This window comes from Capnocytophaga sp. oral taxon 323, from assembly GCF_001278825.1.
GTDB lineage: Bacteria > Bacteroidota > Bacteroidia > Flavobacteriales > Flavobacteriaceae > Capnocytophaga > Capnocytophaga ochracea.
On record NZ_CP012589.1, the window covers coordinates 1,016,225 to 1,031,387 of the forward strand.

Sequence of the window (15,163 nt, forward strand, 5' to 3'; positions counted from 1 at the left end):
GTATTATTGGCATTTCTGGTATTATTGGCATTATTATTAATTTCTTATTTTTCCTTATATATTTTACATCGTAATAAAAAATAATTAAAAAGTTACGAAAATATTTGCTTTATATTCTTTTTTATTAGTATATTTGCACCATTAAATAACCAATAAAAAGTTTTGGAAGTATGAAACGAAAAATCTTCTTATTGCTAATAGCTCTATGGAGTACTACCTCTCTGCTATGGGCACAAAACAAACAAATTTCCGGTACTGTTACCGATGAGAAAGGCACTCCTCTTCCCGGAGTGAGTGTGCAAATCAAATCAACTACCCGTGGGGTAGCTACCGATTTTGATGGTAAATATAGCATTGAAGCCTCTCCAGGCAACGTGCTATTGTTCAGTTTTATGGGCTATGCCTCCCAAGAAAAAACCATTGGTAAGGGGGGGGTAATAGCTTGATTATCAATGTAAAACTAAAAGAAGACACCCAAGAATTGAGTGAAGTAGTAGTAGTGGGCTATGGTACCCAAAAGAAAGAAAACCTTACGGGAGCTGTAGCTACAGTAGACACTAAGAAATTAGCAACGCGCCCTTCCTCAAACATCGCTAAAGCATTACAAGGAACGGTAGCAGGGGTGACCATTATCTCTCGCCCTGGAGGTACAAGTCTTAACATTCGCGGGCGTGGTAACTTAGGTAATTCCGATCCTCTCTATATTGTAGATGGGATAGAAGTAACCACTAATTTTTTCAATTCTATAGACCCTAATAGTATTGAAAGTATCTCTTTCTTAAAAGATGCTTCATCAGCAGCTATCTATGGCGCAAAAGCTGCTTATGGGGTTGTATTGGTTACTACCAAATCAGCAAGATCAGGAGTGATGCAAATTAGCTACGATGGATCTACAAGTATGCAAATGCCTACTTACTTGCCTGATATGGTAAATTCAGCTGAATATGCTGAGATGTTTACCAAAGCAGAACGCAATTCAGGAATAGCCGAAGCAAACCTCACTTTCACCCCTGAAATGATACAAAAGTATCGCGATGGCTCCGACCCCGACCGTTATCCCAATACCAATTGGTTCGACTTAATTCTAAGAAAAAGAGCTTTCTTAAACAAACATAATGTACAGTTTTCAGGAGGTTCTGATAAGTTTAAGTACATATTAGGTACAGGTTTTCTTCGAGAAGAAGGTATTACAAGAGGAGAATCAACTAATCGATATAACATCAACTCCAAAACTTCTTCTGAAATTAAAAAATGGCTCACAATCACCTCTAATGTAAATCTTATTTACACCAAATACGATCTCCCTAACGGGGGTGCTACAATGATTGAGTCACTTCGTACTCCTCCTACTCAAGTAGCCAAACATTCTAATGGTGAATGGGGGTCTGTACGCAATGGTCGTACAACAACAGGGGAAGAAGCTTCCTTAAACCCTTTGCGTATGTGGGCTGAAAATGGACGAAAAAACTCTACTACTCGTCGTATATTAGGCTCTGTTTCTGCTGAAATACGCCCTATAAACGATTTAAAAATAACCAATCTCTTCAGTTATAATTATTTCGATTACCGATATTTCAATTTTACAAATAAGCGTAAAGGAGTCCCTAATTTTCTAAATCCTGCCGCAGGCATTATTCCTGCTTCTGGTTCCGATGTAAACCAAATGGAATTAGATTGGCAATATTCCGATAAATTTACCTATAATGGTTGGTTAAACTACGATACTGTGTTCAATGAAAAGCATTCAGTAAGTATAATGCTTGGAACACAAGCTGACATATATAATTATCGCCGTTTAACTGTAGGTAGAAAAAACTTTGCAAGTAACAGTATGAACGATTTTACAGGAGGTTCATCAAAAGAGTCTGACCAACTTAAAACCAACGGACAAGAAAATACTAATTTTTATGAAGAAGAAAGTATCAATTCTTATTTTGGTAGGATAGGTTACACTTACGACCAAAGATACCTTTTCGAAGCCAATTTCCGTGCCGATGCTTCTTCTCGTTTCGCTAAAGGCGGTCGTTGGGGTTACTTCCCCTCTTTTTCAGTAGGCTGGCGTATAGACCAAGAAAAATTTATGGAAAACATCTCTTGGATTAATGGGCTTAAACTGCGCGCCAATTGGGGAAAGAATGGTAATATCAAAAATGTAGGTCTGTACGATACTTATTCTACATACGAAAATACAGGTACTGTAGTAATAGGGGGTGAAAGTAAAACAGTGCTTACCGAAGGGCGTATTGGTAACCCAAATCTTACTTGGGAAACTACAACCACTACCGACTTAGGTCTTGATGTAAATATTGCCAAAGGTCTTTTCGGTCTCACCTTCGATTACTACAACCGTTTGACTGATGGTATTTTAGTTCGTGCTAATGACATAATGGAAGAAACAGGATTGTCAAAAAATCAAATTCCTGCACGTAATGTAGGAAAAGTACGCAACAAAGGTGTAGAATTTGTAGTTTCACACCGAAAAGAGTTTGGAGATTTCTCTTATAATATTGCTATCAATGCCACTTATAATGAAAATATCATTGAAGACTTAGGAGATAAAGTAGATGAATTACCTCCTGATAGTTACTGGATATTCCGCAGAGGTGGCTCAGTAGGTGATTTCTATATGTATCAAGTAAACGGTATCTATACTCCTGAAGATATTAAAAAAGGAAGATTTATACCTCTTGGTGACCAAAAACCTGAAGAAGGTATGTTGCGCTATGTAGATATCAATGGTGATGGTGTTATTAATGATAAAGACCGTACAGTAGTAGCTAATGATGTCCCAAAATGTACTTATGGTATTAACTTAGATTTGAATTATAAAAACTTTTCTCTTTCCATAATGGGACAAGGAGTAACTGATGTGAAGGTATATATGGATAATGAAGCTTCACAGGCTTTCTTTAATTACTCAGTACCAAGAAAATGGCAAACTAATAACTGGAGCCCTGATAATCAAGACGCTTCTTATGTTAAGCTGTTCTCTCCCTCCGACAAACGCTATGAGTATAACAACAAAATGTCATCTTATTGGTTATTTGATGCTTCTTATTTTAGAATCAAAAATATAACTCTTAGTTATACTTTACCTGATGAGGTACAAAAGCTATTAGGGGTAACCAATGCTCGTGTATATCTTTCGGGAGATAACCTATTTACTTTTAGAGGCGATAAACGTATGAAAGATTTCGACCCCGAAGTAGCCAGCGGTCGCGGTTATTCAATAGGTATGAAATCTTATACTGCAGGTTTATCTTTTTCTTTCTAACCTTATCATAACTATTAAATTTAAAAACAATGAAAAATATCATACAAAAATCATTCATTGTACTTGCATTATTAGGTGCAATGGGTTGTGGTGACGATTTTTTCGATAAATCACCTCAAGGCTCTATAGACTCTTCTAAGATAAATGCTGAGCTTTTTGTACAATTACGTAACAATATCTATCGTCAGATACCCGATGGATATGGCGAAATATTTTTAGATGGATATGCTGATAATGGATATTCACGTAATGCTTGGGACAGCAATGGGTCTGCTGTACAAAACAATACCTTAGATGGAGGATTAAATTTTGGATATGCAGGTTACTTCCAAAGTATACGTGCGTGTAACCAAGTAATAAAAAAAGCTGACGATTATCCAGAGATTCCCGTTAATGATAGAGAAAAATACAAAGCTGAAGCTCGCGTAATGCGTGCTTGGCTATATGGAATAGCATCTCTCTATTTTGGTGATATAGCCCTTTCAACAGACGTTAGTAATGATTTTCCCGATGGGCTTCCTCGTAATCCTGCCTCTGAAGTTAGGACTTGGGTACTCAAAGAGTTAGACGAAGCCATTGCTATATTGCCACAAACCAATGATAAGGGCTATTTTAACAAGGCTATGGCAACCGCTATTAAAGCACGTATGGCTTATTACTTTGGTAAATATGACCAAGCCGAAGTGGCTGCCCGCTATGTAATTGACAACGGTGGATATCGCCTGCATCAAGTAGCCTCTCTTTCTGCTGATATGGTAAAAGACGGTGAATACTTTAAAAAGTTTGTTGACTTCTCTGCTTATGGTATTAATGAAGATACTTTTATCAAAGGACTTTTTAATTACCAAGATATTTGGAAAGCTGATAATAGTCCGGAAACTATAATAGCCAAAGAATACATTGCCAATCCACAAAACAATAGTTGGGTACGTGTAACTTGTTTGCTCACTCCTAATCTCGTAGAAAAACAAGCGTGGGCTACTATTGTACCTACTCAAGAATTAGTAGATGCTTATTGGACAACCGATGGTAAAACCAAACCCACTCTCTCTACTATGGATCAACGCATTAAAGACTATAAAGCATTGGCTGATGAGATTAAAGGAATTGAAAATACCAATAATAAAACTTTTAATGAAGCAGTAAACAGTATAGAAAATTCTTTACCTAATAAAGCCTATCTAAGTCAGTTTAAGAATAGGGATAGTCGTTTATATGCTTCTATTATTTTTCCATATTCAGCGGTAAACAAATATCGTCCTAATGAATATCAACACTATGTACCCGAAGTAAATAATTATGGTGAAAGTGGCTATGCTTTCAGAAAAATGAGTGGTGCTGATGATGTTATTCCTATATCAGGGGGTGCTTATTATGGAACAGGAGTTGATTTCCCTGTAATTCGCTTAGCCGAAATGTTACTTATTTATGCCGAAGCCCATACCCAAAATACAGGTTATGATGGTACAGTAGTAGCTGAGCTCAACAAATTGCGCACCCGTGTAGGTATGCCCGAAGTACCTACCGGCCTTTCCAAAAACGATGCTATTGACTTTATCCGTAAAGAACGCCGTATAGAGTTGGCTGGTGAGGGCTTGCGCTTTTTCGATATTCGTTTGTATGAAGACGATACTCGCAACGGAGGCTTTAAAGGCACCGAGGCTGCAAGTGTAGTAATGAGAGGACAAATAAGAGATGTTGTAGGAAAGTTAGGGGCTAAAAAAATATGGGCACCTCGCTTAATGTATATGCCCCTCCCTACTACTGCCTTAGACAAAAACAAAAACGCTGGTATGAAACAAAATCCAGGATATTAATCAGATTCTAATAACACAAAAAGGCTATCTTGAAAAATTATTTTCTTAGGATAGCCTTTTATTATTGAATTGTTAAACTTTTAACAAAATATTTTGATAAAAAGTTACGAAAACATTTGCTTTATATAACTTTTTATTAATATATTTGCGCCATTAAATAACCAATAAAAAGTTTTGGAAGTATGAAACGAAAAATCTTCTTATTGCTAATAGCTCTATGGAGTACTACCTCTTTGCTATGGGCACAAAACAAACAAATTTCCGGTACTGTTACCGATGAGAAAGGCACTCCTCTTCCCGGAGTGAGTGTGCAAATCAAATCAACTACCCGTGGGGTAGCTACTGATTTCGATGGTAAATATAGCATTGAAGCCTCTCCAGGCAACGTGCTATTGTTCAGTTTTATGGGCTATGCCTCCCAAGAAAAAACCGTTGGTAAGGGGGGGGTAATAGCTTGATTATCAACGTACAACTAAAAGAAGATACCCAAGAATTGGGTGAAGTAGTAGTAGTGGGCTATGGTACCCAAAAGAAAGAAAACCTTACGGGAGCTGTAGCAGCAGTTTCGGCTGAAACACTTACCAAACGCCCAGTAGCTAATACCGCTACAATGCTGCAAGGGCAAGTACCTGGGTTACGCATTGTGCAAGGTTCAGGGCAACCTGGTGCCGAGTCGGCTTCAATACGTGTGCGTGGACAAGGTACTTATAGCTCCGCTGGCTCCGACCCCTTGGTACTTATCGATGGAGTTCCTGGTTCTTTGGCAAACATCAATCCTAATGACATCGAAAACATTTCAGTGCTCAAAGATGCTGCTTCAGCTTCTATCTACGGGGCAAGAGCTGCTAATGGGGTAATTTTAGTCACTACTAAATTAGGCAATGACGGGCATTTCAAAATCTCTTATCAAAACAACTTTGCTATTCATACCCCTACACGTATGCTCAAATTGGTTACCAATTCAGCTGAATATATGCGCTTGTTCAACGAAGCTAAAACCAATTCGGGTATTACTGATGGGCATTACACTCCCGAAATGATAGCTGCCTATGAGAATGCTACCGATCGCATTCAATATCCAAACTTCGATTGGATAGACTATATGTTCAACCCTGCTTTTGTGCAAAACCACAATCTTACGCTCAGTGGGGGTGCTAAAGGAACTCTCTACAATATTGCTCTAGGTTATGTAGACCAGCCAGGGGTGTTACGAGGCTTTAAGTATGACCGACTTAACTTCCGTAGCAATATAAAATCCGAAATTAAACCGTGGGCTACTGTAGGTGTAAACGTAGCTTTGGATAGAGGTAAAACTGAACGTCCTCGCCAAGGTCACGTAGATACTTTCCTTTCTACTATAGCACAGGCTCCTACTTATAGACCTTTTACTCCTGATGGCAAATATGTTTCTAAGGCTTACGACTTCGAACAAGCCAACAAGAATATGCCTGCCATTATCGATAGTGGAGCACTTCGCAACACTACCGAATACAACTTATCGGGTCAGTTGTGGGACGATATTACTTTGACAAAAGGCTTGAATTGGTATTCCAAATTAGCCGTTACCTATTCCGATGAATCCTATAAAGACTGGCGCCCTGTGGTACCTGTTTACAATTATCACACAGGGGCTGTAACAGGCGACCTCGATGTAGGAGGTAAAGGTTTAATTTCTAACAACGCTAAAAACTTTTATACCAACTTCTTTACCTATCTAAAATACACTAAAACTTTTGCAGAAAAACATACCATAGGCTTACAAGCAGGGTATAGCCAAGAGTACAATAATTATCAGACCTTACAAGGTCATAGACGTGACTATATAGCTAATAACTTGCACGAACTTGATGCGGGTACTACCGCCATTCAAACCAATAATGGTAATACAATAGAATGGGCTTTACAATCTTTTTTCGGAAGATTTAATTACAATTATAAAGAACGTTATTTGCTTGAAGCTAATGTACGCTATGATGGTACTTCACGTATTGCTAAAGCTAACCGTTGGGGTTGGTTCCCTTCTTTCTCAGCAGGCTGGCGCATTTCTGAAGAAAGCTCTATCAAAGACACTCCTGCTATGCAATGGCTTACCAATTTAAAAATACGCGGTTCTTACGGTCTATTGGGCAACCAAAATATAGGCAACTACCCTTATCAATCATTGCTCAACTACACAGGAGCTTATCCGTTTGATAACACTACCCTTTCTCCAGGAGTAGCACAAACAAGTTATGCAAATAACGATATCAAATGGGAGTCTACTTCCGTTACCGATATAGGAGTTGATATCACTCTATTTAAGCGAATTTCTATTGTGTATGACTGGTATAAAAAGCACACTTTTGATATACTCCGTAGCGCACAAGTAACAGGAGCATTAGGATTAAATGCTCCTACTATTAATAGTGGCGAAATGGATAATTATGGACACGAACTGTCAGTGCAATATAATCATTCTATCAATAAAGGTCGTTTAGAAGGGTTGAGCTATGGGGCTGGTTTCTATGTTGATATTTCACGTAACAAGTTAGTAAATTTTGGAGCGCGTGAAATTGACGGTTATAACCTTCGCGAAGATGGTTTGCCTTATAACTCCTTCTATATGCTCGAGATGATAGGCATTTTCCAAAACCAAGCCGAAATTGATAACTCTCCCAAACAATTCAACGACCCCGTACGTCCTGGTGATTTTAAATATCGCGATGTAAATGGCGATGGCAAAATTGATAACGATGACCGTACTGTAGTAGATGGTCGTTTCCCTAAATACGAATATTCATTCAATGCACATTTAGAGTATAAAGGTATCGATTTCTCTATCCTCTTTCAAGGGGTAGAAGGTCGCAAAATCTATACTACGGGGTGGGGCTTAGACCCATTTCGTCAAGGTACAGCTCCTACTTTAGACTATGTGAACAACCGTTGGCGTGGCGAAGGTACTTCTAACAGCTATCCACGTATGTACTTTAATCAAGTAGGCGACGAACATAACCGCCGCTTTAACACTTGGTATTTGCAAGATGCCTCTTACTTACGCTTGAAAAATATCACCGTTGGGTTCTCTTTCCCCGAAGATATCATTTCTAAAGTAGGTCTAACCAAACTCAGAGTGTATTTCGCAGGTGATAATCTATGGACTCTTACTGACTATAAAGGATTAGACCCAGAACGTGCTGGCGACGGACTCTTTGTCCAATACCCACAAAATAAAATCATTTCAATGGGATTAAATGTAGAATTTTAATTTTGAAAAGATATGAAAAAAATACTGACACTTTTCGTTACAGTGTTGTTATTAACGGCTTGTAACAAAGATTTCTTAGATCTTAATCCAAACGACAGACCTTCTTCTGGTACGTTTTGGAAAACTGAAAGTGATTATAAAATGGCACTCACCGCTTGTTATGGTGCTATGCAACACCCTCACTTTGCGCAAGGTCTTCCTACGTGGGATAACCTTACCGATAATGCTTATGGGCAACATAATGAAGGCCAATACGGTATGACCATTGGGCTATCGCAAGGTAATGTTTATGCCAATTCCGAAGGTTTTGTTAACAATGTATACACTTATGGTCTCAAAGCTGTAATGCGTGCAAATATCTTCTTGAGAAACTTAGAAGTTTTCTCTGGTATCGATGCCAATACTAAAAAGAGAAATGAAGCCGAAGCTCGTATGATACGCGCTTTCTTCTATTCTTATCTCTACCGCTGTTATGGCGATGTACCTGTTATAAACGAGGTATTAGATTTAAATACTCAGTTCAAAGCCAAAAGTCCTGCTACCGAAGTGTATAACTTCATAATGCAAGACCTCGATTTTGCTATTGCCAACTTGCCTTCTCAACCTTATAGCGTTGAAAAAGGACGTTGGACGAGCAACGCTGCTAAAGCCTTCAAAGCGCGATTGATTTTGTATACCGCCTATGACGACAGTGGTAATGCCATTGCTGCCAAAATGCAAGAAGCAAAAACAGTGTTAGCCTCTATTTCAGGTTATTCATTGGCACCTGATTTCTCCGATAACTTTTTCGATTTAAAACAAGAAAGTTGCCCTGAGATAATGATGTCAGTCAAATACCTTGCTCCTAATAACTATACTTATGCCGATTTGTGGTATGGCGACTGGATAGTAGTTTCGCCTTTGGCTAACTTTATGAATGAGTTTGAAAATGCCGATGGCTCTACCGCTACCGCTGTAGCACAAACTAACGGTAAAGTAGATATTACAGCCTTTACCAATGCCTCAATGGCAACTCGCGACCCACGTATGGCAAAGACGATCTTTGTAGATAAGTTTTTGCACCGTGGCGTTTACGTAACTCCCAGCAATGCACGTGCTACCAATATAGGCTTAGCAAAATTCTTGTCTCCTAACTTAGATGCTCCTTATCAATACTCTACCCAAAGCCAACAAGACTGGGTGCTAATGCGTTACGCCGATGTACTCCTAATGAAAGCAGAAGTAGAAAACGAACTTTCAGGAGCCTCTGCCGAAGTGTATAACTATATAAACCAAGTACGCACAAGAGCAGGAATGCCTAATCTACCAGCAGGTCTTTCTAAAGAGAATATGAGAACCCGCATTCGCCACGAACGTCGGGTGGAATTGGCTTTTGAAGGCGAGCGCTATTTCGATCTTAAACGTTGGAAAATTGCCCCTCAAGTGCTCAACAATGTTACTGACGGTATCGTAGCACGTAAGTTTGAATCCAAACACTATCTATGGCCTCTACCTCAATCAGAAATTGATAAAAACAGAGGTATTTTAGTTCAAAATCCTAATTATTAACTTGTAGGGGCGAATTGCATTCGCCCCTACAAAACAAACCTTTTTTAAACAGCCTCTTAACTTATTATCTATTGAAAATAATGAAAACTCTTTCCATTGCCCTATGCACCGCATTGCTATGCTTGGCATCGTGCAAAACAGCCGTTACTACCCCTGCTACACCCGCTCAAATGGAAGTAAGTAGCCATAAACATATCGTCCTTAACAAGGATACCTATCATTTTTATCTCAACCAAACTACCGATAAAGAACTCTACATCTCCAACCACGACCAAACCAATCCCAAAAAAGTAGGACTTTATCTCGAAAACTTAAACGATATAGTGATTGACGGCAGTAACAGCGAATGGCTCTTTCACGGCACTATCTTGCCTATTGTAGTGAAAAACTGTACCAATATCACTCTTAAAAACTTTTCGATAGACTTTGCGATCCCTCATTTGCGTCAGTTACACATTACCGAAGTAGATGCAAAAAATAACACCGTAAAAGCCCAACTATACCCCGAAGGAAACTACAAAATCAAGGACGGGAAACTCTTCTTCACTGGCGAAGATTATGAAGAAACTCCCTTTGGAGGTATGATATTCAGAGCTGACAAACGTTTGGCTTATAAGCGAGCTGACGTAAATTTTAACCCTACTAAAATTACCGAAATAGCCCCTAATGAGTTCCGCATCGAAGGCATAGGAGCCCAACCTTATTTGGAAAAAGGAGAGCGTTTTGTATTGCGCACCTACACACGTCCTACACCTGCCATTTTCGTTACTGAAAGCAAAAACGTGAAGTTAGAAAATATAACTGTACATAACACCCAAGGTATGGGACTCTTAGCGCAACTCACCGAAAATATAACCCTCAACCGCTTTCGCGTAGCTTTAAAAGAAGGCACCGAACGCTATTTCACTACCCAAGCCGATGCAACTCACTTTTCAGCTTGCAAAGGACTCATACGCTCTGAAAACGGAGTCTATGAAGGTATGGCTGATGATGCTATTAACGTACACGGCACTTACCTAAAAGTAATAGCTCGTGAAGATAATCACACTATCAAAGCGCAGTATATGCACCCTCAATCGTGGGGATTCCTCTGGGGCAATGTAGGTGATAAAGTGCAGTTCATTGCCTCCAAGACAATGGACGTTATCGGTGATAAAACCTATCGCATTCAAGCTATTAAAGCCGTTGATAAACCTACCGAAGTAGGTGCTAAGATATTTAAAATCACTTTTGATGAAATACTACCTACCGAAGTAAATCCCGATACACCTTGTGGGGTAGAAAACCTTACTTGGACACCTGAGGTGATTTTCAAAAACAATATAGTGCGTAACAATCGGGCTCGTGGGGCACTGTTTAGCACTCCTAAAAAGGTAGTCTGTGCCAATAACACTTTCGACCATACTCACGGCACTGCTATCTTACTCTGTGGCGATTGTAATGGCTGGTATGAAACAGGTGCTTGCCACAATGTTATCATCAAAAACAACCACTTCATCAATGCACTTACCGCTAATTATCAATTTACGAACGCTATCATTTCCATCTATCCCGAAATCCCCAACTTAGAAGCACAACAAAAGTATTTCCATTCTAATATTACTATTGAAAACAATGTGTTTGAAACTTTTGATGAGCCTATTCTCTATGCCAAATCAGTAGAGAATCTCATTTACCGTAATAATAAAATTATCAAAAATCAAGAGTTCAAACCTTTTCATTGGAATAAAGAACGTTTTAAGTTAGAACGCACTAAGAATGTAAAGATTGATTAATGCACCCTAATAGAATATTACCAAAGCCTCTTTTGCGTCGCTACAGTTCTTCCTCTTTAAGGGAAGAGAGGGAGGCTTTTATACTTTTATAATCATTCATTTTCTTATATTATGTCTAAACTATTTTACATCTTACTATTTTTAGCCTTACCACTTTCCGCACAAATCAATGTGGTACCACAGCCTAATGAGATAACTTATCATAAGGGTACTTGTCCGATAAATACCAAAATTAGCTATATACAGGATAAGTTCATCAATAATCCCGAAGGCTATCAGCTTATCATCAAACCTAACCAAATTATCATCAAGTTTGCTACCGAAGCAGGAAAGTTCTATGCCGAACAAACCTTCAACCAACTTGTTTTTGGGGCAGAGGTAACACACAAAAAATCTTTGCCTTGTCTTACCATTACCGATGCGCCTCGTTTTGCTTATCGCGCCTTAATGATTGACCCCGCTCGGCATTACTGGAAGATAGACGATATTAAAAAATACATTGATGTAATGGCTCATTACAAGTTCAATTACTTACATTTGCACCTCACCGACGACCAAGGGTGGCGTATAGAAATCAAGAAATATCCTAAACTCACCGAAATAGGGAGCAAACGTTCCGATTTCGAAGGTTCTAAACGTAATAACGAAGGCTTTTATACCCAAGAGCAAATAAAAGATCTCGTACTATATGCTCTTCAGCGCAATGTACAGTTGGTACCTGAGTTCGATGTACCAGGTCATAGCGATGCTGCCATAGCTGCTTATCCTTTCCTCAGTTGCAACGATACCCTCATTAGGGTACGCACTACCGCAGGTGTTTCTAAGAATTTGTTGTGTGTAGGCAAAGAAGAAGTCTTTACTTTCATCGATGATGTCATTACCGAACTATCAGCTATTTTCCCCTGCCCTTATTTTCATATTGGGGGTGATGAAGCACCTATGGACAAGTGGCTTGAACACTCCCCTACTCTCAAACTCAAACAAAGCCTTCACACTACCAATAACCAACAACTGATGAGTGAGTTTTTCAAAAGGGTAAATCGATCATTAGAGAAAAACCACAAGCGTCCTCTTATTTGGTTAGAGTTAGAAGTCCCCTCCTATCCCAAAAATAGTGTGATGTATCTATGGCGAATGCGTACTACTCCGCAAGTATTGGAGCGCGCTAAAAAAGATAATTTCAAACTGATTTGTTCCCCCGGTGAATACGCCTACTTCGATTATCCACAAGTCAAAAACGATTTGCCTAATGTAGATTGGATGCCTACCCTGACCCTACAACGCGTATATGAATTTAATCCCGCCTTTTCGCTCACAGCCGAAGAAGAAAAGCAATATATTTTAGGAGTTGAAGCTACTTTGTGGGGCGAAAGTGTGAAAGATGTATTCCGCGCTTTTTATATGACCTATCCTCGCGCTTTAGCCTTATCCGAAGCAGGGTGGACAGAGATGCCTAAGCGTGATTGGCAACAATTCACCCAAAAGTTAGACCTCCAATTGCAATATTTGCTACACAAAGGCATTAATTATCGTCCCCCAGTAGAATTGCATCAGTAACCGTCTATTAGTAAATGTCAGTTCGATGTATATAATACTGATATACAGCTGTATTTGCATTGTAATTTGTGAAATCCAGCAACGCAGTTGCCAATCCGTGCCCATCACAATTGTCAATTATCAATTGTCAATTGGGCTATCCGTGCAATCCGTGTAATCTGTGCGAGGCTTTCAGGCAACTTGTTGCCTTTCTCTTTGATTTGTAAAGATTTGTAGGATTTTTATAGCGTAAGCTACACTTTTCTTACCTCAATATATAATATTATTTTTAAATTGCCTGTCGCACTACGACGACCTAGCTCCTCTGACCTTCTCCTAAAACTCCTACGAACCTCCCGCCAGTGTACCTCTCACTTTTCCGTCATTATATTTCCCTTTGAAGGTAGCCAGACACAGCTGAGTATGTGCCTCGCAAGAGCGGAGTATGTGTAAGGGGGGGAGGTTTCCTCCGCTTTTCCGTCCCTACATTCCCCCTTTGAAGGTAGCCAGCGACAGCTGGGTATGTGTAAAGGGGAATGTTATCTCCTAGTGCCTATGGCCTAAGGCCTAGTGCCTCTTCCTCTTTCTTTCGTCTCGAAACCCTGTTTTTAACATTTTTAGCACTGTTTTATTATATTATGAATCAACTATTTATATACCCTTTCTATACCAATCGTCCAAGATTCGTATAAGCTTCCTATAAGCTCTCTATAAGCTAACCCCACCCTTCTCATAGCCTTTTTTCATCAAATTCCCTCTCGACCCTCTTCCGTTCTTCTCCGTTTCCTTCCGATAGCTCAAATGTATCACTTTTACGGCACACACTTTGCCAAAGTTAATCGCCCGTCGTGCTACGACTGCCTGTGCGGCTCGCACCTTTGGCAAAGTTAATTATTAGTATTTCTGGCATTATTGGCATTTCCTCATTTGCTAATTCTCTCATTTGCTAATTCTCTCATTTCCTAATTCTCTCATTTCCTAATTCTCTCATTTCCTAATTCTCTCATTTCCTAATTCTCTCATTTTTCCCCGCTCATATGGCTCACACACCTATTTTATTTTAATTTCTGTACCGTCAGGTACACTTCTTTTTTAAAGAAAATTCCGTGCGTTTGCTCTATTCTGTCTCATAAAAAGTAAGTAAATAGAAAATAGTTTTATATCTTTGCATATTCAAAAATAAATTATCATTAAAAAGTATATTATGGAAGATAAAACAATTTTCACCGAAACTTATAAAGTGCGTAGCACACAAGTAAACCTTAACAATCAACTCGGGTTATATGGCGTATTAGGTATGTTGCAAGATATCGCTGCTGAACACGCTTCACTTTTAGGGTTCGGTTATGAAGAGTTAGTAAAAAAAGGATTCTTTTGGGCACTCATACAGCAAAAACTAAAAATGCACTATTGGCCTCAATGGAATGAACGTATCACCGTCAAAACGTGGTCTCTCCCTGTAAAAGGAGTGTATGCTTTTCGCGAATTCGAACTTTTTTGCAACGACCAAAAAATAGGTGAATGTGCTAGTACTTGGATTACCTTAGATATTCAAACACGTCGCCCCATTGAGCTTACCGACCGCCAAGAAATCTTCTCTCCTCGTACCGAAGGCGGACTCTCTTTCCATACCGACCGTATCAATCTCCCCGAAGGTATGTATCAAGTAAACGATTTTAAAGTACGTGTAAGCGATTTAGATGTCAATTCACACGTAAATAATGTAAAATACACTCAGTGGGCACTCGATATGATGACAGAGCGCAACCATCGCGAGTTTGTCATTAAAGAATATGATATCAATTTCTTATCTGAAACTTTTATGGGAGACGAAATGCAAGGATTTAAAAGCAAAGGTAAATACATCGACGATGCCCATAACTTGGTAGAAACTTATCTGTATGCACAAAAAATAGGTGCTCCTAAACCTGCGTTCATATCTCGCTGGATTGCTGAACGAATTTAAACT

Annotated in this window: 9 protein-coding genes; all 9 read left to right on the forward strand. The window is 39.1% G+C overall.

All coding sequences use genetic code 11. From position 1 onward, the window contains the following. The first annotated feature begins 170 nt into the window (after positions 1-170). Positions 171-446: a carboxypeptidase-like regulatory domain-containing protein gene (locus tag AM608_RS12450; protein WP_253273516.1), complete on the forward strand. Its 276-nt coding sequence runs from the start codon at positions 171-173 to the stop codon at positions 444-446. Further along, entirely contained in the window at positions 443-3,274 is a 2,832-nt protein-coding gene (locus AM608_RS04515; RefSeq protein WP_253273517.1) for a TonB-dependent receptor, read from the forward strand. Before AM608_RS12450 ends, AM608_RS04515 begins: the two co-directional genes overlap by 4 nt. Positions 3,275-3,303: 29 nt before the next feature. Further along, a complete protein-coding gene (locus AM608_RS04520; protein ID WP_053580904.1) occupies positions 3,304-5,091 on the forward strand; it encodes a RagB/SusD family nutrient uptake outer membrane protein in 1,788 nt (595 codons plus the stop codon). Positions 5,092-5,273: 182 nt separating this feature from the next. Next, a complete protein-coding gene (locus tag AM608_RS12455; RefSeq protein WP_253273518.1) occupies positions 5,274-5,549 on the forward strand; it encodes a carboxypeptidase-like regulatory domain-containing protein in 276 nt (91 codons plus the stop codon). Continuing rightward, the gene (locus AM608_RS04525) at positions 5,546-8,335 is read left to right on the forward strand and encodes a TonB-dependent receptor (protein WP_253273519.1); all 2,790 of its coding nucleotides are present in this window, start codon (positions 5,546-5,548) and stop codon (positions 8,333-8,335) included. Before AM608_RS12455 ends, AM608_RS04525 begins: the two co-directional genes overlap by 4 nt. A gap of 12 nt (positions 8,336-8,347) precedes the next feature. Further along, positions 8,348-9,883 carry a RagB/SusD family nutrient uptake outer membrane protein gene (locus AM608_RS04530; protein WP_053580905.1) on the forward strand — a complete coding sequence of 512 codons (1,536 nt, stop codon included), beginning with the start codon at positions 8,348-8,350 and terminating at the stop codon, positions 9,881-9,883. A gap of 80 nt (positions 9,884-9,963) precedes the next feature. After that, on the forward strand, positions 9,964-11,658 hold the full coding sequence (locus tag AM608_RS04535) for a right-handed parallel beta-helix repeat-containing protein (protein WP_053580906.1): 1,695 nt from the start codon (positions 9,964-9,966) through the stop codon (positions 11,656-11,658). 111 nt (positions 11,659-11,769) lie between these two features. Beyond that, a complete protein-coding gene (locus AM608_RS04540; protein WP_053580907.1) occupies positions 11,770-13,215 on the forward strand; it encodes a beta-N-acetylhexosaminidase in 1,446 nt (481 codons plus the stop codon). Positions 13,216-14,398: 1,183 nt separating this feature from the next. Continuing rightward, positions 14,399-15,160, forward strand: coding sequence for an acyl-[acyl-carrier-protein] thioesterase (locus AM608_RS04550; RefSeq protein WP_009410646.1), 762 nt, complete (start codon positions 14,399-14,401; stop codon positions 15,158-15,160). The last annotated feature ends 3 nt before the right edge of the window (positions 15,161-15,163 follow it).